The organism is Rhodoferax ferrireducens, from assembly GCF_049302455.1.
GTDB classification, from domain to species: domain Bacteria; phylum Pseudomonadota; class Gammaproteobacteria; order Burkholderiales; family Burkholderiaceae_C; genus Rhodoferax; species Rhodoferax ferrireducens_B.
The window spans coordinates 101799-122982 of record NZ_JBAQMD010000029.1; the positions used below are offsets into that span (position 1 = coordinate 101799).

General features: G+C 59.5%; 26 protein-coding genes. 5 read left to right on the forward strand and 21 right to left on the reverse strand.

Going from position 1 to position 21184, the window contains the following annotated elements; all coding sequences use genetic code 11:
* Nucleotides 1-29: 29 nt before the first annotated feature.
* The 4 genes from WA157_RS05270 to WA157_RS05285 all read right to left on the reverse strand — a co-directional run bounded on the left by WA157_RS05270 (nt 30) and on the right by WA157_RS05285 (nt 2469).
* Nucleotides 30-1070: an NAD(P)H-dependent glycerol-3-phosphate dehydrogenase gene (locus tag WA157_RS05270; RefSeq protein WP_422619962.1), complete on the reverse strand. Its 1041-nt coding sequence runs from the start codon at nt 1068-1070 to the stop codon at nt 30-32.
* Nucleotides 1071-1121: 51 nt separating this feature from the next.
* On the reverse strand, nt 1122-1586 hold the full coding sequence (gene secB, locus WA157_RS05275; protein ID WP_422619963.1) for a protein-export chaperone SecB: 465 nt from the start codon (nt 1584-1586) through the stop codon (nt 1122-1124).
* Between the two features lie 174 nt (nt 1587-1760).
* Entirely contained in the window at nt 1761-2021 is a 261-nt protein-coding gene (grxC, locus tag WA157_RS05280; RefSeq protein ID WP_422619964.1) for a glutaredoxin 3, read from the reverse strand.
* A gap of 40 nt (nt 2022-2061) precedes the next feature.
* Nucleotides 2062-2469, reverse strand: a complete 408-nt coding sequence (locus WA157_RS05285; RefSeq protein ID WP_011463612.1) for a rhodanese-like domain-containing protein — start codon at nt 2467-2469, stop codon at nt 2062-2064.
* 105 nt (nt 2470-2574) lie between these two features.
* Between WA157_RS05285 and gpmA the strand changes: the two genes are divergently transcribed.
* The 3 genes from gpmA (at nt 2575) to WA157_RS05300 (ending at nt 5804) form a co-directional block, all read left to right on the forward strand.
* Complete coding sequence (gene gpmA / locus WA157_RS05290; RefSeq protein ID WP_422619965.1) at nt 2575-3318, forward strand: 2,3-diphosphoglycerate-dependent phosphoglycerate mutase; 744 nt, start codon at nt 2575-2577, stop codon at nt 3316-3318.
* 250 nt (nt 3319-3568) lie between these two features.
* Nucleotides 3569-5041, forward strand: a complete 1473-nt coding sequence (locus WA157_RS05295; protein ID WP_422619966.1) for a S41 family peptidase — start codon at nt 3569-3571, stop codon at nt 5039-5041.
* Between the two features lie 10 nt (nt 5042-5051).
* Nucleotides 5052-5804, forward strand: coding sequence for a HesA/MoeB/ThiF family protein (locus tag WA157_RS05300; RefSeq protein WP_422619967.1), 753 nt, complete (start codon nt 5052-5054; stop codon nt 5802-5804).
* Nucleotides 5805-5814: 10 nt separating this feature from the next.
* Here WA157_RS05300 and WA157_RS05305 read toward each other — a convergent pair whose 3' ends face one another.
* The gene (locus WA157_RS05305) at nt 5815-6342 is read right to left on the reverse strand and encodes a thermonuclease family protein (RefSeq protein ID WP_422619968.1); all 528 of its coding nucleotides are present in this window, start codon (nt 6340-6342) and stop codon (nt 5815-5817) included.
* Nucleotides 6343-6522: 180 nt separating this feature from the next.
* On the opposite strand from WA157_RS05305, the gene WA157_RS05310 reads away from it, so the two are divergent.
* Both WA157_RS05310 and WA157_RS05315 read left to right on the forward strand, forming a co-directional pair.
* A complete protein-coding gene (locus tag WA157_RS05310) occupies nt 6523-7293 on the forward strand; it encodes a GGDEF domain-containing protein (protein WP_422619969.1) in 771 nt (256 codons plus the stop codon).
* A 2-nt stretch (nt 7294-7295) separates the two neighbouring features.
* Nucleotides 7296-8132: a MinD/ParA family protein gene (locus tag WA157_RS05315; protein ID WP_422619989.1), complete on the forward strand. Its 837-nt coding sequence runs from the start codon at nt 7296-7298 to the stop codon at nt 8130-8132.
* On the opposite strand, the gene WA157_RS05320 is transcribed toward WA157_RS05315, so the two are convergent.
* From WA157_RS05320 to WA157_RS05395, 16 genes are all read right to left on the reverse strand, one after another.
* Nucleotides 8116-8988: a DUF429 domain-containing protein gene (locus tag WA157_RS05320; RefSeq protein WP_422619970.1), complete on the reverse strand. Its 873-nt coding sequence runs from the start codon at nt 8986-8988 to the stop codon at nt 8116-8118. The genes WA157_RS05315 and WA157_RS05320 overlap by 17 nt on opposite strands.
* 21 nt (nt 8989-9009) lie before the next feature.
* Nucleotides 9010-9432, reverse strand: a complete 423-nt coding sequence (locus WA157_RS05325; RefSeq protein WP_011463604.1) for a BLUF domain-containing protein — start codon at nt 9430-9432, stop codon at nt 9010-9012.
* Nucleotides 9433-9434: 2 nt separating this feature from the next.
* Nucleotides 9435-10163 carry a GTP cyclohydrolase I gene (gene folE / locus WA157_RS05330; RefSeq protein WP_422619971.1) on the reverse strand — a complete coding sequence of 243 codons (729 nt, stop codon included), beginning with the start codon at nt 10161-10163 and terminating at the stop codon, nt 9435-9437.
* A gap of 78 nt (nt 10164-10241) precedes the next feature.
* Nucleotides 10242-11477 (reverse strand): cardiolipin synthase ClsB, encoded by a 1236-nt coding sequence (gene clsB / locus WA157_RS05335; protein WP_422619972.1) that lies wholly within the window; start codon nt 11475-11477, stop codon nt 10242-10244.
* Between the two features lie 42 nt (nt 11478-11519).
* On the reverse strand, nt 11520-12278 hold the full coding sequence (locus WA157_RS05340) for an endonuclease/exonuclease/phosphatase family protein (protein ID WP_422619973.1): 759 nt from the start codon (nt 12276-12278) through the stop codon (nt 11520-11522).
* The gene (gene nudB / locus WA157_RS05345; RefSeq protein WP_422619974.1) at nt 12275-12754 is read right to left on the reverse strand and encodes a dihydroneopterin triphosphate diphosphatase; all 480 of its coding nucleotides are present in this window, start codon (nt 12752-12754) and stop codon (nt 12275-12277) included. The genes WA157_RS05340 and nudB overlap by 4 nt, the downstream gene beginning before the upstream one ends.
* A 63-nt stretch (nt 12755-12817) precedes the next feature.
* A complete protein-coding gene (gene aspS / locus WA157_RS05350; RefSeq protein ID WP_422619975.1) occupies nt 12818-14653 on the reverse strand; it encodes an aspartate--tRNA ligase in 1836 nt (611 codons plus the stop codon).
* 48 nt (nt 14654-14701) lie between these two features.
* Nucleotides 14702-15349: a DUF502 domain-containing protein gene (locus WA157_RS05355; protein ID WP_422619990.1), complete on the reverse strand. Its 648-nt coding sequence runs from the start codon at nt 15347-15349 to the stop codon at nt 14702-14704.
* 35 nt (nt 15350-15384) lie between these two features.
* Nucleotides 15385-15726: an FmdB family zinc ribbon protein gene (locus tag WA157_RS05360; protein ID WP_422619976.1), complete on the reverse strand. Its 342-nt coding sequence runs from the start codon at nt 15724-15726 to the stop codon at nt 15385-15387.
* A 69-nt stretch (nt 15727-15795) separates the two neighbouring features.
* Nucleotides 15796-17361: a ubiquinone biosynthesis regulatory protein kinase UbiB gene (gene ubiB / locus WA157_RS05365; protein WP_422619977.1), complete on the reverse strand. Its 1566-nt coding sequence runs from the start codon at nt 17359-17361 to the stop codon at nt 15796-15798.
* On the reverse strand, nt 17358-17912 hold the full coding sequence (locus WA157_RS05370; RefSeq protein WP_422619978.1) for a hypothetical protein: 555 nt from the start codon (nt 17910-17912) through the stop codon (nt 17358-17360). The genes ubiB and WA157_RS05370 overlap by 4 nt, the downstream gene beginning before the upstream one ends.
* Before the next feature lie 80 nt (nt 17913-17992).
* The gene (locus tag WA157_RS05375) at nt 17993-18949 is read right to left on the reverse strand and encodes a Tim44 domain-containing protein (RefSeq protein WP_422619979.1); all 957 of its coding nucleotides are present in this window, start codon (nt 18947-18949) and stop codon (nt 17993-17995) included.
* Between the two features lie 24 nt (nt 18950-18973).
* A complete protein-coding gene (ubiE, locus tag WA157_RS05380) occupies nt 18974-19705 on the reverse strand; it encodes a bifunctional demethylmenaquinone methyltransferase/2-methoxy-6-polyprenyl-1,4-benzoquinol methylase UbiE (RefSeq protein ID WP_422619980.1) in 732 nt (243 codons plus the stop codon).
* 22 nt (nt 19706-19727) lie between these two features.
* Nucleotides 19728-20141, reverse strand: a complete 414-nt coding sequence (locus WA157_RS05385) for a gamma-butyrobetaine hydroxylase-like domain-containing protein (RefSeq protein ID WP_422619981.1) — start codon at nt 20139-20141, stop codon at nt 19728-19730.
* A gap of 43 nt (nt 20142-20184) precedes the next feature.
* Nucleotides 20185-20628, reverse strand: coding sequence for an HIT family protein (locus tag WA157_RS05390; RefSeq protein ID WP_422619982.1), 444 nt, complete (start codon nt 20626-20628; stop codon nt 20185-20187).
* A gap of 3 nt (nt 20629-20631) precedes the next feature.
* A partial coding sequence (locus WA157_RS05395; protein ID WP_422619983.1) for a DUF3400 domain-containing protein occupies nt 20632-21184 on the reverse strand: 553 nt, incomplete at its 5' end.

Below are 21184 nucleotides of genomic sequence, written 5' to 3' on the forward strand. Positions count from 1 at the left end.
CGTCAGCATGGAGCTGGCGCCCGCCAACACTAGAGTTGTTCGTTGGCCGGATCACGGCCCATGAGTGCGGCCACAGCCTCCGCCGGCTTCATCTGGGCATCCAGCAAAGCCACCACCGCCTGCGCAATCGGCATCTCGACGCCCAAATAGGCAGCGCGCTGCACCACCGTGCGAGCGCTATAGACCCCTTCAGCCACATGGCCCAACGAATCCACCGCTTGCTGCAAGGTCTGGCCTCGGGCCAGCGCCAACCCAATCTGCCGGTTGCGTGACAGATCGCCGGTGGCGGTCAGCACCAGATCGCCCAGACCACTTAAACCCATGAAGGTTTCGGCACGTGCGCCCAACGCCACACCCAGGCGCGTCATCTCGGCCAGGCCGCGGGTAATCAGGGCCGCACGGGCATTAAGGCCCAGGTTCAGACCGTCGCACAGGCCGACAGCGATGGCCAGCACGTTCTTCACCGCCCCACCGACTTCGACGCCCACGATGTCGTCATTGGCATAAACCCGCAGCGTCGGACTGTGAAAAGCCGCCACCAAGGTGTCGCGTACCACGGCATGAACACTGGCGGCGACCAGCGCAGTGGGCTGACCCTGCGCCACCTCCAGCGCAAAGCTTGGGCCGCTGAGTCCACCCGCCATTAAATCAGGCGCTTCCTGTGCCTGCACCTCGTGGGCCAGCAGCCCCAAAGTCTCTGAAGACCTGGCCACTTCAAAACCCTTGCACAACCAGGCCACGGGCACGCGGCACGCGGACAAGTGCGCCAGCATGGCGCGCAAGCCGGCCATGGGTGTTGCCACAATGACCAGATCAGCGCCGTCGATGAGACGGTCAAACGAGTCGGGGGGGGCAGAGGCGTCGGACAAGCGGGCTGAGCTGATGCCCAAAGCCGGTGGCAGGTTGATGCCCGGCAAGTAGCGCACATTCTCCCGGCGGGCCTGCATGACGGCGGCTTGCGCCGCATCGCGCGCCCAGAGCGTGACAGTGTGCCGGGCCGCAGGGTTGCTGCACGCACTGAGCGCCAACGCGGTGCCCCAGGCACCGGCGCCAAGCACTATTATTTTCATAGCTACTTACCCAATAAACACGGGGGCTAGAGGCTAAAACGCTCTATATTTTTACTGCGTAACTAGCTGTGGCGCATCGGCGCCGGCGCCGGCCTGCTGCTGTTGCTGCTCGAACATGGCCTGAAAGTTAATTTCCGACAAGTGCACCGGCGGAAAGCCTCCGCGCTGGATCAGGTCCGCCACGTTGCCGCGCAAATAGGGGTAAACGATTTGCGGACAGGCGATGCCCATGATCTGGCTCATCTGCTCTTGCGGCAAATTGCGAATCTCGAAAATACCGGCTTGCGTGGCTTCCACCAGAAACACGGTTTTATCCTTGATCTTGGTCTGAACCGTCGCGGTGACCGTGACCTCGAACACGCCCTCTGCCACCGGCGCCGCGTTCACGCCGAGCTGGATGTCTACCGTGGGCGACTCCTGCTCCAGCAGAATGGCGGGCGAATTGGGTTGTTCCAGGGACGCCTCCTTGAGGTACACGCGTTGGATTTGAAAAACGGGGGCTTGTTGGTCGGTCATGGAATTTCCTTGAGTGGTGGTGGCCAGCGCTGGCTCAGTGACCGCCTGGTGGCGATCTGTTACGCAAAATTTCAGTTAAAACAAAGCCCGCTGCCTTGTGAATTGAGCGGGCCAACGAAGGGGAACGGGCGTCATTATCTCAGGTGAGAATCATGGCGCCGGCTTCACACAGCGTCAGGCGGCATTGAGCAACGGCAGCAAGCCGTCCTGTGCATCGAGCGCGATCAGATCATCGCAACCCCCAACATGGGTCTGACCAATGAATATCTGCGGCACGGTACGCCGCCCGGTGATCTCCATCATCTGGGCGCGCGCCTGTGCATCAGTGTCAATGCGGATTTCCTCAATTTGGGCCACCCCTTTGGCTTTGAGAATCTGCTTGGCTTGCGTGCAGTAAGGGCAGACGGCGGTGGTGTACATCTTGACGGTTTGCATGGGACTCATTCTTCGAAAATCAGTTGGAAGGTCTTGTTCATCAGGATTTCTCAAGCGGCAAGTTGGCCGCTCGCCAGCCACCCAGGCCGCCCGCCAGGGATTGCGCCTGCGCATAACCCAGCTTTTTGGCGATCGCCTCGGCGCGCTTGGAACGGGCGCCCGACTGACACACCAGAATCAGCGGCACGGTCTTGTTCTTCACCACGGTGGGCAATTTTTCTTCCAGCTGGCCCAGGGGAATGTTCTTGGCGCCAACGATATGAGCAGCCGCAAATTCATTGACTTCGCAAATGTCGATCACCACCGCTTTTTCGCGGTTGATGAGCTGCACGGCGCCGGCCGCCGTCAGGGAGCCGCCGCTGGCGCCTTTGAGCACCGGCCAAAACAGCATGGCGCCCGATGCCAGCGCGACGGACATAATCATCCAATTGTCGAGAATAAACTTCACTTTGATCCTTGTAGAGAGCCGTGGCTAAAGGCGGCATTTTAGAATGACGGCGCGCGCAAGGCATTTGCGCCTTCGTTTTGCCCTTGTCCGAACCCCAACCACACCATGTATAAACTTGTTCTCATCCGCCACGGCGAATCCACCTGGAACCTTGACAACCGCTTTACCGGCTGGACCGACGTGGATTTGACCCCCCTCGGCATCGAACAGGCCAAAAATGCCGGGCGCCTGCTCAAGGCCGAGGGCTATGAATTTGATGTCGCCTACACCAGCGTCCTCAAGCGCGCCACCCGCACCCTGTGGCACGTGCTCGATGAGATGGACCGCACCTGGCTGCCGGTGGTCAACAGCTGGCGCCTCAACGAGCGCCACTACGGCGCCTTGCAGGGCCTCAACAAGGCCGAAACCGCCAAACAATATGGCGACGCCCAGGTACTGGCCTGGCGGCGCAGCTACGACACGCCCCCCCCCGCACTGGCGCCCGCTGACCCGCGCAGCGAGCGCGCTGATCCGCGCTACGCCCGACTGTCACAAGACCAGGTGCCCCTGACCGAGTGCCTGAAGGACACGGTGGCGCGGGTCATGCCTTTTTGGCACGAGGCGCTGGCGCCCGCCATCAAAGCGGGCAAACGCGTCGTGGTGGCAGCCCATGGCAACTCGATTCGGGCGCTGGTGAAATACCTGGACAACATCTCCGACGACGACATCGTGGGCCTGAACATCCCGAACGGCATTCCGCTGGTCTATGAACTCGACGAGAACCTCAAGCCCATCCGCCACTACTACCTGGGCGATGCCGAGGCTGCTGCCAAAGCGGCTGCGGCCGTGGCCTCGCAAGGTAAAGCTTGAGTAAATGGGGAACCTCACCCTCTGACATTCGTCAAAGCGAGTACACCGCATGCGGTTAAAACCTTCCAGTTCAGACCATCGCTCTTCAAAGCGAAGTAAGCTCTTGAATTAAGCAACATGAGACTTTGCGGGACAGACCGCAGTGACGAGCCGCGAAATAGCTCTGTCCTCAACTAACATGAGACTTTGTGGGACAGTCCGTAGCTACGCGCAGCGAGCAAGCCCTGTCCCCAACTGATTAAAGGTATATATGGGTCATAAACTGAAAATTACCGGTTGGATTTCAATTGGTGTCATGGCGGGCGCCTTGACCACGGTGTCGCTGCAGACCGTGGCGCGCGGCACGCTGACACCTTTGCCGCTGGAGGAATTGCAGCAATTGGCGGCCGTTTTTGGCATCGTCAAGAGCAACTACGTGGAACCGGTGGACGACAAAAAGCTGATTACCGATGCCATCGCCGGTATGGTGGCAGGACTGGACCCGCATTCGGTCTACCTCGACAAAAAGGCGCTGAAGGATTTCAACGAGGGCACAACCGGCAAATTTGTCGGCGTCGGCATCGAAATCTCGCAAGAAGATGGCTTGATCAAGGTGGTGTCCCCGATTGAAGGCTCGCCCGCGTTTCGGGCTGGCATCAAACCCAATGACCTGATCATCAAGATCAATGACACCCTGGTCAAGGGTTTGACGTTGAGCGAAGGCGTCAAGCGCATGCGCGGGGAACCCAACACCAAAGTGCTGCTGACCATTCTTCGCAAATCCGAAAACAGAACCTTCCCGGTCCCGATCGTGCGCGAAGAAATCCGCACCCAGTCGGTGCGCAGCAAGGTGATCGAACCGGGTTACGCCTGGATTCGCCTGAGCCAGTTCCAGGAACGCACGGTGGACGACTTCGCGCGCAAGATGGAAGAAATTTACAAGCAGGAGCCTCATCTCAAGGGCTTGGTGCTTGACTTGCGCAACGATCCGGGCGGCTATCTGGACGCTGCCGTGGCCATTTCGGCGGCTTTTTTACCGGCCAACGTGACGGTGGTATCGGCCAACGGCCAGTTGGCAGAAAGCAAATTCACCTACAAGGCGGCGCCCGAGTATTACCAGCGCCGCAGCGGCGGCGATCCGCTCAAACACCTGGCTGACGTGACCAAGGGCGCACTCAAAAGCGTGCCCCTGGTGGTGCTGGTCAATGAAGGCTCCGCCTCCGCCAGTGAAATCGTCGCCGGGGCGCTGCAAGATCACAAGCGCGCCAAGCTGATGGGCAATCAGACTTTCGGCAAGGGTTCGGTGCAGACTGCAGTCTGCCTGGACTCTGGATTTCGCATGGACAACTGCCCGACGGCTGCCCTGAAGCTCACCACCAGCCGTTACTACACGCCCAGCGGCAATTCGATCCAGGCCAAGGGCATCGTGCCCGACGTCATGGTGGACGAAACCGCCGAGGGCAATCCGTTTGCCGCGCTGCGCACGCGCGAGGCGGATCTGGAGAAACACCTGAGCAACGGCCAGAGCGACGAAAAGAAAAGTAGCGTCAGCGATAAGGTTCGGGAAGATGCGCTTAAAAAGCTGGAGGAGGAACTTAAAAAGCCCCTGGCCGAGCGCAAGCTGCCGGAGTACGGCTCCGACAAGGATTTTCAGCTGATCCAGGCCATCAAGCAGCTCAAAGGTCAGACTGTCCTGGCCAGCAAGACCCTGGTCGAGCGCCCGGAAGAAAAGAAAGAGGAGTGAAAGCCAGCGCATGACGGACGAGCAACTGCTGCGCTACTCGCGCCATATCCTGCTGAACGAAATCGGGATTGAAGGCCAGGCGCAGATTTTGGCCAGTCATGCCCTGATCGTGGGTGCGGGTGGTTTGGGCTCACCGGTTGCCCTCTACCTGGGGTCGGCTGGCGTCGGGCGCATCACGGTGGTTGACCATGACCGCGTGGACATGACCAATCTGCAGCGGCAGATCGCGCATACCATGGAGCGTGTCGGCCAGCCCAAGGTGCTGTCAATTCAGACTGCCATTGCCGCCATCAACCCCGACGTGCAAGTCACGCCGATCATGCTACGCGCCGATGCCGCGTTGCTGGACACCCTGGTGGCGCAGGCCGATGTGGTACTGGACTGCTCTGACAACTTTGCCACGCGCCACGCCATCAATACAGCTTGTGTGAAACACCGCAAACCGCTGGTATCGGGCGCGGCCATCCGCTTTGATGGCCAGGTCTGTGTCTATGACCCGCGCGACGCCAACTCGCCCTGCTACGCCTGTGTCTTCCCCCCAGACGACACCTTTGAAGAAACACGCTGCGCCACGATGGGCGTTTTTGCACCGCTGGTGGGCATCATCGGCTCCCTGCAAGCGGCTGAAGCGCTCAAGCTGCTCAGCGCCGTCGGCAGCCCCCTCACCGGGCGCCTGCTGATGCTCGATGGCCGCGCCATGGAGTTCACGGAAGTGCGTGTCGCACGCCAGGCCGGCTGCCCCATCTGCGGCGCGGCGCACTAATACCCCGGAGTTATCGCGGCGCGTCATGACACGAACCGTGCCGTTGGCGGAAATCACGTGGCAATTCGGCTTGGTCCTGCGCAAACAAGCCCAATCGTGTCTGCCTTGCAAGAGCCTCTTCGGCCGCGTAGGGTCCCAGGGCGCGACGCCAGCGGTAGGACCAGGCCTGGCCCGCCTGCACCATTTGCGCGCCCAGATCATGGCCGTCGAGCCGAATGCGCGCCAGTGCGCGTCCGTAATCATCATGGCGCCGAATTGTTACCTCGACATGCTGGTGCAGCACAAGCTGCCTGAGCACCTCAAGCGCGGCCTCGCCACCGGTCTGGCAGATCTCGGGCGCATCAATGCCGTCAATGCGCAGCTTGCGGGGCGGCCCCCCTGCGTCCGGGCGGACCCAGAGCGTGTCACCGTCCGAGACATGGGAGACTGTGCCGGCAAAAGCTGATGTCGCCTGGGCGTTATGGGCAGCAACAAGAGTCGAAACCAACAGGACAAGGAAGTTCCTCGTGAGTCCATGGTGCAAGAATGTGTCATTCATTCGGCCAATTGTCACAGCAACAGGTTCAAAGGCGACGACAAAGTCTTAAATCCTGGAACCACCAAAGCCCAGCCATTGGGTAGAAAAACCGGTCAACTTTTGGTCTGGATTCAAAAATGTTCCTGTTAGACTGGCTCGCTCTCACACTAATTTTCCGTGACTTCTCAAACTGTACCCGCCATGATCGACCTGCATGATTTGCGTCTGGATGATGCACGTGCCTTGCTGGAACATGATGCGACTGGCAGTTTGCCAGAACCGGATGAATCCCGCACCCAATACCTGCAAAGGGTCATCGACCAGCTGTGCGAACTCTCCCTCAAAGACCCGCTGACGGGTTTGGCCAACCGACGTCATTTCCGCCATGTATTGGGGCGCGAAATTGATGCTGTGGCCCGTTCAGGTGAATCTGCCTTGCTGTTGATGATGGATATTGATCATTTCAAGAAGGTCAACGACACCTACGGCCATTTGGCTGGAGACCGGGTGCTGCAGGCCGTTGCCAAAGCCCTGGCGTCCTGTGTGCGCCCGATGGACACCGTGGCGCGCTACGGCGGTGAGGAATTCACTGCAGTTCTGCCCAACTGTCCTCCCTCCTTTGGAAAAATCGTGGCGGAACGAATCCGCGCAACAGTCGGTTCGCTCCAGGTTTTAGTGGCGCCACTGGTCAGTCTGCAGGTCACGATCAGTATTGGGGGCGCCTTTGCGCCCGAATGGGTCCGCTCCACCACCGCGTTATGGATCGACCGGGCCGACACCCAGCTCTATCGGGCCAAGTCCGAGGGGCGTAACCGCGTTTACATTGATCGGCAGCCGGAAATCGCCGTGAGTTCAGAAGAAAAAAAAATGTTGTTTGGCCACCTCTCAATAGGGGACCCGGCCTGGTTGGAGAGCGTTTCGACTGACGCGTCGGTCAGTGCAGCAGACAGCGCAATGAATAGGGTGAACTGATGATGAGCGACGTCCTGAATCCTGCGCAAGACCATGGGGCCGCGCCCGGCGTACCGCTGCGACCACTGGGCAAGGTGCTGGCGGTGACCAGTGGCAAAGGCGGCGTTGGCAAGACCTTTGTTTCGGCCAATCTGGCCGCAGCGCTGGCCAAACGCGGCCACCGGGTGCTGGTGCTCGACGCTGACCTGGGGTTGGCCAATCTGGATGTGGTGCTGAACCTGTACCCCAAAGTCACCCTGCACGACGTGTTTACCGGCAAAGCCAAACTCGAAGAAGCCATCGTGCGGGCGCCGGGCGGTTTTTCGGTCTTGCTGGCAGGCTCCGGCATGGTGGAGTACTCGCGTCTGACTCCCGAAGTGCGCGACGACTTCCTGCGCATCATGAGCGGGCTGATACCGCATTACGACATCGTATTGCTCGATACCGGTGCCGGCATTTCTGATGTCGTGCTGTTTGCCGTTTCCCTGGCCTCCGAGGTGCTGGTGGTGGCCACACCGGAGCCGACCTCACTGACCGACGCCTACGCCACCATCAAAGTGCTGGTGGGCCAGCAAAAGCGGCAGAACATTCGCATGGTCATCAACCAGACGGCTCGTCTGGGTGACGGGCGTGCCATCACGACCCAATTGCAGCAGGTGCTGGACCGCTTTGTGGTCACCGAACCGGGACGCCCGATTCGCTTGATCCATCTCGGTGACATACCATCCGACCCCTCGGTACGCCAAGCGGTGATGCGCCGCCAGTTGCTGATGCAATCAACACCGGGCTGCCCGGCCGCCATGGCAATTTCCCAGTTGGCGGTCAAGCTGGAAGACACCATCATCAATCAGAAGGCCTAAGACCGCCACTGCAGGCGGTGACGATCCAGCCCTCCAGCGGATCCAGGTCAGCCGGCAAACCGTAGCAAGCGTCACCCTGCGCATGGCGCGCGTACGCCCAGGCCGCCTGCATCAGACACAGCGCTGCATCCAGCGAGTCACCGCTGGCGTCATCCACCAGTGCGTCACGCTGTGCATGGGTCAGTTTGAGCCGCAGACCGAGCCGGGTCTGGCCATGCTCCAGCGCAGTGATCAAGTCTTTGCGGGCAATCAGGCGCTCTGGCGTTTGCCGTGCCTTGTCGTCGCTCTTGTAGCTGCGACGACCCAGGACCTCGCGCGCCAACAGACCTGGATAAGCCTCCAGCGCCACCCGGCGCGCCTGACCACTCCCATCCACATCCCTGGGGTCACCCGCATGCAGCCCCGGCAGTTGCACGCCGGCCGCCAGCAACAGCGGGACGCCGGCATGCAGCATATAGGCCACCGGCGGGTTGACCCACTTCATGGACGGACTGGACCCGGCGGGGATGTCGGTCGCCCGGTGCGCAAATTTGCCGCCCACCGGGCGGGCAGCGCAGAACGCGACAAAAGAGGCACGAACCTGCTCCCGGCTCAAGCTGGCGTAATGACGAATACAGGCTTCCCACTGCGTCGGCCAACCCAGAGTTTCGACCAGTTCACGCGGCAAACCAAATGGCAGGTCAAAGCCCCCGACCCAGCACAGGGGTTGCTGCAACCAGCGTGCAAATGCATCCAGCGACTCCAGTCGCTCCAATTTCGATAGCTGGACACGCCCGGATTGCAATGCACCCAAGGCCAGAATGATGGGTTTTTTGCGGGATGGACGGCTTGAAAAGTCGCAGCCTAAAAGCACCATCCCGGTCACAGAACTGACCGCTCAGGCGTGCCCAATGATGCAGGCGGTGGCCATCAATTCTTCCAGCAATGCCAGCGACACCTTGCCCGACACCGAATACGGGTTCAACTCCGGTTTTTCAGCGTATTTGAGCAAAATGGAGGTATTGATCCTGGACATGTTGACCTGCCCCATGGTCCAGCCGCCAAAACGGCGCTCGGTTATTTCTTCATAGTCCAACAGCATCACGTCCTTGTGGCGCGGGTCCTTCTGGATGTGGCCATACAGCTCGCTCACGGCCATGCGTCCGCCTTCAATGGCCTGCAGAAAAATGCCGCCGCCGTAGCAAAGAATACCGGTGATGCCGCACTCCGGGTTGTGCTGGCGCGACTGCAGCAAAATTGCCTCAATGGCATCCGGGCCGGTGTCAACGGCGCGGCTGGCGTAAAGCAAACGGACCAACATGATCAGCCTTCTTTCTTGGGAATAAGGGACAGGAATTCACGGCGCAGATTGGGGTCCTTGAGGAAGCTGCCCCGCATGACCGAATTGATCATCTTGCTGTCCAGGTCCTTGACTCCGCGCCAGCCCATGCAGAAATGGGTCGCCTCCATCACGATGGCCAGGCCGTCGGGCTGGGTCTTTTCCTGAATCAGATCGGCCAGCTGGACCACCGCTTCCTCCTGAATCTGCGGTCGGCCCATCACCCACTCGGCCAGTCGCGCGTACTTGGACAGACCAATCACATTGGTATGTTCATTCGGCAACACACCAATCCATATCTGGCCGACGATCGGACACAAGTGATGGCTGCAGGCACTGCGCACCGTGATCGGGCCAACAATCATCAACTCATTGAGATGCTCGGCATTGGGAAACTCGGTGATGGTGGGCGCGCTGACGTAGCGGCCGTTGAACACCTCTTTGAGATACATCTTGGCGACCCGGCGCGCCGTCTCGTCGGTGTTGTGATCATGGTCGGTGTCAATCACCAGGCTGCTCAAGACGCCTTTCATCTTGTCTTCCACCTCGTCGAGCAACTGTTCAAGCTCACCGGGCGCGATGAAATCGGCAATGTTGTCGTTGGCGTGAAAGCGCTTGCGCGCGGCCAGCAGGCGTTGCCGAATTTTGACGGAGACGGGAATACCCTCATCGGCATCGCTTGGATTCATGGTGCTTTGGCTTTTCATTAACATACAAGAATGGTAGCAGCGTTTTACTTATAGGGTTTTTGGCAGATAGCCCGCATCCACGCTGCGTATCACGCTATTTATTTAATAGCGCTTCCCATTCAGGAACAGCAGGACGCGCATCACGCCCAATGCGACGCGATCCAGAAAGCGCTGGCGCCACGGACGGTTGGCATAGGCTGCAGGGTCCACGCGTACACCGTCCTGGTCCATGGCATCCTCAAGCCGCGAGCGCAAATTCTGCGCGAAAGCCGCATCGTCCACCACCACGTTCGCCTCACGCGCCAACAGCAAACTCAAAGGGTCCAGGTTGGAAGAGCCGACCGTGGCCCAGTGAGAATCAATGACCGCCACCTTGGCATGGAGAAAACTGACCGAATACTCATGGATTTCAACACCCGCCGCCAGCAGCGCACCGTAGACGGAGCGCGCCGCATGGTACTGCATGAAGTACTCGTAACGACCTTGCAGCAACAACCGGACCCGCACCCCGCGTTGCGCCGCATGCATCAGGCCCTTGCGCAGCTTGCGGCCCGGCACAAAGTAGGCATTGGCAATGATGATTTCAGTGCGGGCAGCACCAATCGCTTTCCGATAGGCCCGCTCGATCCGGGAACGGTTACGCAAATTGTCGCGCAGTACCAGGTCGGCATTGGTGTTTTCGCCCACTGTCTCACGGGCCCATGTACCCGCATCCCTGGGCATCTCAGCGTCCGAACGGGCCTGCAGCTTGAGCTTCACCGCTTCCTGCAGCGCCAGCCAGGCCGCCGGAAAGTCGCTTTGCCGCATGGTACTGGCCGCCTGCGAACGCCACCAGAACTGTGCCGTGGCCTCATGCACCGCCTGCACCAGCGGGCCCGTCACCTGCACGGCAAAGTCAAAACGGGGCGCTTTCAGGGTGCCATAGTTGGGGTCATACCAATCATCGAGCACATTGATGCCACCGCAAAATGCCACCGTGCCATCCACCACACACAGTTTGCGATGCAGGCGCCGCCAGCGACTCGGAATGAACAGCCCAAAGCGCCCCAGCGGCGAGAAAATTCGCCACTTGACCCCCGATGCGTCAAAACGGGACGCCCATTGCGCCGGAATACGCGGGGTGCCCACACCATCCATGACCAGATACACCGCCACGCCGCGCCGGGCGGCTTGCTCCAGGGCAATCGCCACACTTTCACCCGCAGCCTCAACACTGAAGATGTAGGTCTCCATCCGGACTTCATGCGCGCTACGCTCAATCGCTCGAACCAGCGCCGGGAAAAATGCCTGCGCACCCTGCAGCAGAAGAATCTGGTGACCGGTGCGGGCTTGTGGCATGGTTTCCTTCACGTGCTGCGGACAAGGCTTGCGGCGATGCCGCTACGCGCGGTCCGGCGATGGTTCAATTGCCGGCAAAGCGAACTCGGCAATCAAAGGTAAATGGTCGGACATACGCGACCATATCCGGCCATGGGGCACCTGCACCCCCAGCGGCACCAAGCCTCTGGCGTACACATAGTCCAGCTGCACCAGCGGTAGCCGGGCTGGAAAAGTCGGCTGCCGCGCGCCCGTGAAGGCTTTCAAGTTGGTCGCATCAAGCGCTCGCTGCACCAGACTGCCCCAGTCATTGAAATCCCCGGCCACCAGCAACGGTGCCGTCGGGGGCACTTCGCGCGCGACAAAGCGTTGCAACTGCGCAATCTGGCGGGCTCGACTGGCCTTGATCAGACCCAGGTGCACCACCACCACATGCACGGCTCGGCCATGCACCAGCACCTCGACATGCAGCAAACCACGCTGTTCAAAACGGTGATCGGAAATATCCTCCTGCTGGTAAGCCACCACCGGCCAGCGCGACAGCATGGCGTTGCCGTGCTCGCCATGCCGAGTAAATGCATTGGTGTGATAGACCGCCTCGTAGCCTTCCGGCGCCAGGAATTCAGCTTGCGACAACTCGGGCCAGCGCGTGAAATGCTGTTCCTCGCGCCGATTCAAAAGCCTCACCTCCTGCAGGCACACAATGTCTGAATCCAACTGCTCGACCGCATGGCCGAGGTTGTGTATTTCCAGCCGTCGCTGCGGACCAATACCCTGTACGCCTTTGTGAATGTTGTAGGTGGCGACACGCACGATATTCATATTGACGCCTTTGCAGCCGCCATCCTGGGCAGCATCAAACAAGCTTCCGCGTTGGAAGGTGAAAAACACGCGGCCGCCGCTTCAAGATAGGGAAGCCACTGGTAGCTCGTGTGTTCGCGCGGGCTCAGGCGCACCGGGGTTGCGGCGGGCACCTGCAAGCCAAACAAATGCTCGGTGTTGCGTGTCACACCGGGCCCGTAACGATGCCGCCAACGCGGATAAATGTCATAGACGTTTTCAAGTCGCCAGTCGCGCAAATGAGCGGCCAGTGGCGTACCGGGGGCGCAGTCAATGCCGGTTTCCTCCTGCACTTCACGCACCGCTGTTTGCTCAAAGGTCTCACCCGGCGTGTCTTTGCTGCCGGTGACCGACTGCCAGAAATCCGCAGCGTCGGCTCTTTTGATCAGCAGCACATTGAGCGCCGGGGTGTAAATCACAACCAGGACGGATTGGGGAATCTTATAGACTTTAGGCATAAAAAAACGGGCGCCATTCAAGCGCCCGTTCATTCTGCCTGAAGCCCGCCGTCCAGGGCTTGATCAAGCCGTTTTAATGGGCTCGGGCGTGCGCAGCCGGATGTGCAGTTCGCGCAACTGTTTCTCGTCCACCGGTGACGGCGCTTGCGTCAGCAGACACTGCGCACGCTGGGTTTTGGGGAAGGCGATGACGTCGCGAATTGACTCGGCACCGGTCATCAACGTAATGATGCGGTCCAGACCAAAAGCCAAGCCGCCATGCGGTGGCGCACCATATTGCAAGGCATCCAGCAAGAAACCAAATTTGTCTTGCGCTTCTTCCGGCGAGATTTTCAAGGCATCAAACACTTTTTGCTGCACATCGGCGCGGTGAATACGCACCGAGCCGCCGCCCATCTCCCAGCCGTTGAGCACCATGTCATAACCCTGCGAGATGCACTTCTCGGGAGCTGTGACCATCCAGTCTTCATGCCCTTCCTTGGGCGCTGTGAACGGGTGATGCACTGCTGTGTAGCGCTGCGCCTCTTCATCAAACTCAAACATCGGAAAGTCAACCACCCACATCGGGCGCCAGGACTTCTCGAACAAAGCATTCTTCTTGCCAAACTCGCTGTGACCAATCTTGATGCGCAAAGCACCGATGGCGTCGTTGACAATCTTGGCTTTGTCAGCGCCAAAGAAAATCAGGTCTCCATCTTGCGCACCGGTGCGGGCCAGCACTTCGGCAATGGCTTTGTCGTGAATATTCTTGACGATGGGCGACTGCAGGCCCGGCCACCGAAGGGCCTTGTCGCCCGGGCCTTTGGCCAACTCGTTGACCTTGATGTACGCCAGCCCTTTGGCCCCGTAGATCTTGACAAACTCAGCGTAAGCATCAATCTCGCCACGGCTCAAGCCGCCGACTTCACGCGCGCCACCCGGAATGCGCAGACCGACCACACGGCCGCCCTTCATGGTCGCGGCACCCGAGAACACCTTGAAGTCCACGTCGGTCATCACATCGGTCAGCTCGGTGAATTCGAGCTTGACGCGCAGGTCAGGCTTGTCCGAGCCATAACGGTGCATGGCCTCGGAATACGCCATCACCGGGAATTCGCCCAAGTCGACATTCAAGGTGGTCTTGAAAACGGTCGTGATCATTTCCTGGAACAGGTCACGAATGTCCTGTTCACTCAGAAACGAGGTCTCAATATCAATTTGTGTGAATTCGGGCTGGCGGTCAGCACGCAAGTCCTCATCACGAAAGCACTTGGTGATCTGGTAATAACGATCGAAACCCGCCACCATCAACAATTGCTTGAACAACTGCGGGCTTTGCGGCAAGGCAAAAAAGTGACCCTCATGGACTCGGCTGGGCACCAGATAGTCGCGCGCACCCTCGGGGGTGGACTTGCCGAGCATCGGGGTTTCAATATCAACAAAACCGTTGGCATCGAGAAACTTGCGCACCTCCATGGCCACGCGGTAGCGCAACATCAAATTGTTTTGCATATAGGGGCGGCGCAAGTCCAGCACCCGGTGCGTCAGGCGCGTGGTCTCGCTCAGGTTGTCATCATCGAGCTGGAACGGGGGCGTGACCGACGGGTTGAGTACCGTCAGCTCATGACAGAGCACCTCGATCTTGCCGCTCTTGAGGCCTTCATTGACCGTGCCTTCAGGGCGGGCGCGCACCAGGCCTTTGACCTGAATACAAAACTCGTTGCGAAGACCCTCGGCCACCTTGAACATGTCGGCACGGTCCGGGTCACACACCACCTGCACGTAACCTTCGCGATCCCGGATATCGACAAAAATCACGCCTCCGTGGTCGCGGCGACGATTCACCCAACCACACAGGGTGACGGTTTGACCCAACAGGGTGTCGGTGACAAGACCGCAATAATGAGAGCGCATGGCCATAAACAGCTTTCAGAGCCCGCCTCGCGAGGCGGCACAGGTTATCAAAAATTAAGGCGAAACTTGCTTGGGCGCAAGCTCAATTGCGACCGCTGGTGCCACTGAACCCATGGAAATGACATAGGTCAGTGCCTCATCCACGCTCATGCGCAATTCAATCACTTCGGAGCGCGGCAGCAGCAGAAAAAACCCACTGGTCGGGTTCGGCGTCGTCGGAACATAAACACTCACAAAATCAGCCCCGAGGTGGTGAGCCACCTCGCCGCCGGGAGTGCCGGTCTGAAACGCAACAGTCCAGACACCGGCGCGCGGATACTGGACCAGCATGGCCTTGCGAAACGCATTGCCATTGCTGGAAAAAAGCGTGTCCGACACTTTCTTGACGCTGTTGTAGATCGACTTGAAAACCGGAATATTGGCAAACAACCGGTCCCATTGCGCCAGCCACCAGCGGCCTGCCACATTGGAGACCAGCGCCCCCGTCACCAGCAAGGCGCCAAAAACCAGCACCACACCAAGCCCGGGAATATGGCGCAGCGGCTCAATCAGGGTGCCCGCCGAGTTGGGGGTCAATGCGACCAGTCCTGTCAATAAACCACCAAAAATGGCATCGAGCAGCCCGACCAGCCACAACAGCACCCAAATGGTGATGGCCAATGGCAACCAGACCAGTAAACCAGTGAGCAGGTACTTCTTGATGGGCACGAGATTTCCAGCGCTTTGGTAGGGCAAGGTTAATGGCAGGCGCAGGTGCCACCGCAGCCACCGGCCGCCGGCGGCGTTGCAACTGGTTTTGCCGTGGAACTCTCGCTTGGCTTGGCACCCTCTGTCGCAGTTGCCACAGCGCCGGCGCTGTCGGTGGTCGTGCTCGCTGCAGTGGTAGTAGCCGACGCACCACCCTTGAAATCGGTGGCGTACCAGCCAGAACCTTTGAGCTGGAAGCCCGCCGCGGTCAGTTGCTTCTTGAAGGCAGAAGCGCCGCAGGAGGGGCAATCGGTCAGCACCGCATCCGACATCTTTTGCAGCACGTCCTTGGCAAACCCGCAGGACTCACATTTATAGGCATAAATTGGCATGGCAATACGGCTCGGATTTCAAGTAACAAAGCCCGACATTATAAAGCGCCACGCAATCAACCGGGCTGACTAAAAAAGCCGTACCCGCACAATCAGCTGCATGACCAACAAGCCAAGCACAAATCCCAAACCCCCGTAAAGGAGCGCCTGCAACAAACGGTTGGTGCGTTTTTGCTCGACCAACAAGGCGTCGAGTCCGCCATTCTGGCCAGACTTTCCATGTTTCAGAAAATCGACCAGCAGGCGCGGGAGTTCAGGGATCAGCTTGGCATAGAGCGGGGCTTCGTTGCGCAACTGGTCCATGAGCATTTTCGGCCCCAGTTGGTCAATCATCCATTTCTCAAGAAACGGTTTGGCCGTGCTCCAGAGATCCAGATCAGGGTCCAGTTGGCGACCCAGGCCTTCGATGTTGAGCAGCGTCTTTTGCAGCAACACCAGCTGCGGCTGAATTTCGACATGAAAACGCCGCGAGGTCTGGAACAGGCGCATCAACACAATGCCCAGCGAGAAATCTTTCAGCGGCCGATCAAAGTACGGCTCGCACACCGAGCGGATGGCCGACTCCAGCTCATCGACCCGGGTTGCAGGCGGCACCCAGCCGGACTCGATGTGCAACTCGGCGACCCGCTTGTAGTCGCGCCGGAAAAAGGCGGTGAAATTTTGTGCCAGGTACTCTTTATCAGACGCCGTCAAAGTACCCACAATGCCAAAATCGAGCGAGATATAACGACCAAAGGTGGCCGGATCAATACTGACCTGGATGTTGCCGGGATGCATGTCGGCATGAAAAAAGCCATCACGAAACACCTGCGTGAAGAAAATCGTCACCCCATCACGCGCCAGCTTCGGGATATCAACCCCCGCGGCCTTCAGGCGATCCACCTGGCTGACCGGCACCCCATGCATACGCTCCATCACAATGACATCGGTCGTGCAATAGTCCCAGAACATCTCGGGAATCAGCACCAGATTGAGCCCTGCCATGTTGCGGCGCAACTGCGCGGCACTGGACGCCTCGCGGATCAGATCAAGTTCGTCATGCAGGTACTTGTCAAACTCAGCCACCACTTCGCGCGGCTTGAGACGCTTGCCACCGTTGGAGAGGCTGTCGACCCAGCCCGCCATCATGCGCATCAGGCTCAGGTCTTTTTCAATCGCCAGCATCATGCCGGGGCGCAACACCTTGACCGCCACCTCGCGTTCGCGACCGTCCCGGTCCTTGAGCACGGCAAAATGGACCTGGGCAATCGAGGCACTGGCAACAGGCACCCGCTCAAACGAAACAAAAATGTCGCCGACTTTTTTATTGAACGCCCGCTCAATGGAGGCAATGGCCACATCGCTGTCAAACGGCGGCACCCGATCCTGCAAGCGGGCCAGCTCATCGGCAATATCAAGCGGCAACAAGTCGCGCCGCGTCGATAGCACCTGCCCAAACTTCACAAAAATCGGGCCCAGACTCTCCAACGCCTCGCGAATCCGTTGCCCCCGGGGTGCGTCGAGATTTCGCCCGATCGACACGATGCGGGCCAGGGCATGCAGCCAGGGCTTGCGAAAGCTGGTCAGAAACAGCTCATCGAGACCATAGCGCAACATCATCCAGACGATGAAGACGCCACGAAACAGACGCGTCATGTGGGCGCCTTGGTCGAGTCGGCCGCTGCGGCATTGCCCAGAAACTGACGCAGGGCCGCCGCCATGTTGCGGGCAGCTTGACTCAAGGTATGGGCGGGCGCGTCGCCCATCACACGCGCCAGATCTTCTTCGATATCCCAGCGCACATGGTCGACCAGCCAATTCACATCGGCGGCAAGTTGCACATCGCCCTCAATACGCACCGCCGGTTTGTCGCCTCGCAGCACGTTTTGAGCGAGTGTCAACGGCGACTCTTCAGAAACCGCCAACACCAGGTCGGGCTTGTCTTGCGCCGCGGCCCGATCCAGCAAACCCGCCGGCGTAGCAACTAAGCGGACAGAAAATGAGCGCCACTGCATCAGGACGACACGCCCTTTTTGCCGGGCCAGGCGGCTGGTCGCCTCAACTTCCTGCATCAAAATGTGATTGAGCAGCAAGACGATGCGACGCTGCGCCTCATCAACCGCCCATTCCGGCGGCTGCAAATTGGGCAGAGGTGGAAGATTTTGGAGGAGACCCTCCAGCCATGAAAAAGGGGACTGTGTTGCCATAGCCCCCGATTATTCCCTGAAATCAGACCGTTATCGTGACCGACTGTGATTGCGGCCCCCGATCCCGTCCGGCTTGACCGCTATTGCAGTGCCTGCACCCCAGCCACCAGCCAACCGCTCTTGCCGCTCTTGGTCTTGGTCATGTTCCACACTTCGCGGAACGGGCTGGCACCGGCCGACGGTTCTTCACGGATCATGCCGGAAAACTCGACACTGGCCATGTAATCGTCACCGGTATCTTCAATACCCAAGAGCTGTGCTTCGATCATGACAACATCGGTGAGATTGACCGGGCCACCGGTGTGGGCTTCCCGCTCAGCGAGTTGCGCTTGAATCTCTTTGAGCATCGTATCGGTCATCATGACGCGCAAGGCGTTGATGTCCGACTTGTCCCAAGCCGCCTGCAGCGACACAAAATTCGCCTTCGCCGACGTGAGGAAACCCTCGGCGTCAAAGCCGTCCGGAACGCCCCAGCTCTGCGAACCCGCCAGACCCGAGCCAATCATCGAACCGGCCACGGCAGGCGTTGTTTTCAGGGCCTCAAACGCCGTGCTGTTGCGCTCCCAGGGACGGGCGGAGGCGTCGTTCCCCACATTTTCCGGTCGGTAGCTGGCGGGCAGTTGCGCCGCGGTTGCGGGTGCTGCACCTTGAAAAGCAAACGGTGACTTGGCCGTGTCCTGCGATTGCGCACCCGGGCGGGACCGCTTGAACCATGCCACCACCATCATGATCACCATCGCCAGCAAGGCAAACATCAAGACCTGGCCAAAGCCCTCGCCCATGCCCAAAGAATTGGCCAACCAGGCCAGCCCCAGACCGGCGGCCAAACCGCCCAGCATGGCACCCCAAGGCCGCTTGGGCGCAACACCCGCCGGTGCGGCGGCGGGTGCCGCAGCCGGCGGCTTGGGCGCGACCTGACGCTGCGTCACATTGCTCGACTGTTTGCCAAAAGAACGGCCGCCGCCGAAGCGTGCGGCTTCGGCGTTAAAGCCTGCCAAAAGCATCAATGCCGCCAAAACCCAAGTCCACAATTTCATAAGGTCTCCAAAAAATTCTTCACATCAACATTTGATGCCGACATGCAAGGCTACCAGCCCCCCGGTCAGGTTGTGGTAATCCACATGACCAAAGCCATTATTTTTCATCAGGGCTTTGAGCTCCTCTTGCCCCGGATGCATGCGAATCGACTCGGCCAGGTAGCGGTAGCTGGCATCGTCACCGGCCACCAGTTGCCCCAGCTTGGGCAGCACCTTGAAGGAATACCAGTCATAGACTTTTTCCAGAGGTGGTGCCACCTTGGAAAACTCCAGCACCAGTAATTTGCCCCCGGCTTTGAGCACCCGGTTCATCTCGGCCAGCGCCAGGTCCTTGTGTGTCATGTTGCGCAGGCCAAAGGCGACGCTGACCACGTCAAAGTGGTTGCTGGGGAACGGCAGCTTTTCGGCGTCACACACCACGGTCGGCAGGGAAACCCCGGCGTCCAGCAAGCGATTGCGCCCGGTGCGCAACATCGCCTCGTTGATGTCGGTATGCACCACCTGCCCGCTCCGGCCCACTTTTTTGGAAAAAGCCAGCGCCAGGTCACCAGTGCCACCGGCAATGTCGAGCACCTGATAACCCTCACGAACATTGGCCACCATCACCGTGAAGGCTTTCCAGGCGCGATGCAAACCCATCGACATCAGGTCGTTCATCAGGTCGTATTTGGGCGCCACGGAGTCGAACACTCCCCGCACGTGCTTCGCCTTTTCGGTTTCTTGAACCGTCTTGTAACCAAAATGTGTTGTCGTCATGGGTGCAATGTTAATTGTTAGTTCAATGGCTGCCGCAGGCTTTCCCGGCTTTCTCGGGCATGGGCGCATCCCGCTCCACACCGGCGGCGGTGAGACGGGCGGTGTAGTCAGCCCACAGTTTGTCCTGCTGGGAGCCCAAAAAATAGAGATAGTCCCAGGAAAAGATGCCGCTATCGTGGCCATCCGAGAACGCGGGCTGGATGGCGTAGTTGCCGACCGGCTCCAACCCGGCCAGTTCAACGTCGCGCTTGCCGGTCTGCAAGACCTCTTGCCCCGGCCCGTGGCCCGCTACTTCTGCCGAGGGTGAGTACACGCGCATCAACTCAAAGGGAATACGAAAGGTGGCGCCATCGGAAAATGTCACCTCCAGCACCTTGGACTGGCTGTGCACCGTGATCGCCTGGGGCGTCGGTGCGCCTGTTTGCAAACCTGCCATATGAACCACCTTTTCAGAATTACCAGCTACAAAATCACAAAACTCACCAAGCGGCGCGAGTCACGGACAGGGTCCGCTCAATCGTGCCATCCACGTCTTCCAGACGGGCCGCAATGGCCGCCACCGCCGCCAAATCAACCGGGCGCTGAGGCGCGCTCCACACCGGCGCCGGAAAGTGACTGTCCCAGTCAAAGCGGGCAATCACATGCCAGTGCAGGTGCGCCACCACATTGCCTAGGGCCGCCAGGTTGATCTTGGTCGGCTGCAGATGCTCCCGCAAGGCCTGCTCTACGGCACACACAGCCGCCATGCACAAGGCGCGATCGCTCGGGTCAAGGTCCGAAAACTCGGCCACATGCGCCGTCCAGACGACCCGGTAAAAGGCCGGGAAACCGGCCTCAGTCGCCCGGATGACCCGGAATTTTTCGCCCTGAAACACCAGTGCACCGCCAACGCCCGCGCACAAGGGACAAGTTGAGTCGTCCATGCCTTAGACCAGCACCCGCTCAATACCGCCATCGTTGGCTCTGCTGACGTAGTCCGGCATCCACTGCTCGCCCAGAATCTGGTTCGCCATCTCGACCACGATGTAGTCCGCCTCCAGCAGACCGCCTTTCAAGTCCTCCCCGAATCGGCTCAAGCCTTGCAGGCAGGCCGGACACGAGGTCAGGATCTTGATATTGGCATTCGGCGCCAGGGACCCCTTGGCGCGCAGTTGGGCTTCACCTTTAAGAATCTCTTCTTCCTTGCGAAAGCGCACTTGCGTGGACACGTCGGGCCGGTTCAGGGCCAGCGTACCCGACTCGCCACAGCAGCGCTCGGACTGGATCACGTTGTTACCCAGCAAAGCCTTGACGGTTTTAAGAGGCTCCTGCAGCTTCATCGGGCTGTGGCAGGGGTCATGAAACAGGAACGAGCCCGCATTGGCCAGCGTGATGCCCTTTTCCAGCAGGTATTCATGGATGTCGATGATGCGGCTGCCGGGGAAAATCTTGTCGAACTCGTAGTCCTGCAACTGGTCATAACAGGTGCCGCAGCTCACT

Bases quoted from the DNA above. Each gene is read 5' to 3' on its own strand.
- WA157_RS05370 (WP_422619978.1), bottom strand. From the start codon at position 17,912: ATGGCAACACAGTCCCCTTTTTCATGGCTGGAGGGTCTCCTCCAAAAT.
- WA157_RS05300 (WP_422619967.1), top strand. From the start codon at position 5,052: ATGACGGACGAGCAACTGCTGCGCTACTCGCGCCATATCCTGCTGAAC.
- WA157_RS05390 (WP_422619982.1), bottom strand. From the start codon at position 20,628: ATGGACGACTCAACTTGTCCCTTGTGCGCGGGCGTTGGCGGTGCACTG.
- WA157_RS05305 (WP_422619968.1), bottom strand. From the start codon at position 6,342: ATGAATGACACATTCTTGCACCATGGACTCACGAGGAACTTCCTTGTC.
- secB (WP_422619963.1), bottom strand. From the start codon at position 1,586: ATGACCGACCAACAAGCCCCCGTTTTTCAAATCCAACGCGTGTACCTC.
- grxC (WP_422619964.1), bottom strand. From the start codon at position 2,021: ATGCAAACCGTCAAGATGTACACCACCGCCGTCTGCCCTTACTGCACG.
- WA157_RS05320 (WP_422619970.1), bottom strand. From the start codon at position 8,988: ATGGTGCTTTTAGGCTGCGACTTTTCAAGCCGTCCATCCCGCAAAAAA.
- gpmA (WP_422619965.1), top strand. From the start codon at position 2,575: ATGTATAAACTTGTTCTCATCCGCCACGGCGAATCCACCTGGAACCTT.
- clsB (WP_422619972.1), bottom strand. From the start codon at position 11,477: ATGCCACAAGCCCGCACCGGTCACCAGATTCTTCTGCTGCAGGGTGCG.
- WA157_RS05385 (WP_422619981.1), bottom strand. From the start codon at position 20,141: ATGGCAGGTTTGCAAACAGGCGCACCGACGCCCCAGGCGATCACGGTG.
- nudB (WP_422619974.1), bottom strand. From the start codon at position 12,754: ATGCCTAAAGTCTATAAGATTCCCCAATCCGTCCTGGTTGTGATTTAC.
- aspS (WP_422619975.1), bottom strand. From the start codon at position 14,653: ATGGCCATGCGCTCTCATTATTGCGGTCTTGTCACCGACACCCTGTTG.
- folE (WP_422619971.1), bottom strand. From the start codon at position 10,163: ATGTTAATGAAAAGCCAAAGCACCATGAATCCAAGCGATGCCGATGAG.
- WA157_RS05340 (WP_422619973.1), bottom strand. From the start codon at position 12,278: ATGAATATCGTGCGTGTCGCCACCTACAACATTCACAAAGGCGTACAG.
- ubiE (WP_422619980.1), bottom strand. From the start codon at position 19,705: ATGACGACAACACATTTTGGTTACAAGACGGTTCAAGAAACCGAAAAG.
- WA157_RS05375 (WP_422619979.1), bottom strand. From the start codon at position 18,949: ATGAAATTGTGGACTTGGGTTTTGGCGGCATTGATGCTTTTGGCAGGC.
- WA157_RS05325 (WP_011463604.1), bottom strand. From the start codon at position 9,432: ATGTTGGTCCGTTTGCTTTACGCCAGCCGCGCCGTTGACACCGGCCCG.
- WA157_RS05360 (WP_422619976.1), bottom strand. From the start codon at position 15,726: ATGCCAATTTATGCCTATAAATGTGAGTCCTGCGGGTTTGCCAAGGAC.
- ubiB (WP_422619977.1), bottom strand. From the start codon at position 17,361: ATGACGCGTCTGTTTCGTGGCGTCTTCATCGTCTGGATGATGTTGCGC.
- WA157_RS05295 (WP_422619966.1), top strand. From the start codon at position 3,569: ATGGGTCATAAACTGAAAATTACCGGTTGGATTTCAATTGGTGTCATG.
- WA157_RS05315 (WP_422619989.1), top strand. From the start codon at position 7,296: ATGAGCGACGTCCTGAATCCTGCGCAAGACCATGGGGCCGCGCCCGGC.
- WA157_RS05310 (WP_422619969.1), top strand. From the start codon at position 6,523: ATGATCGACCTGCATGATTTGCGTCTGGATGATGCACGTGCCTTGCTG.
- WA157_RS05270 (WP_422619962.1), bottom strand. From the start codon at position 1,070: ATGAAAATAATAGTGCTTGGCGCCGGTGCCTGGGGCACCGCGTTGGCG.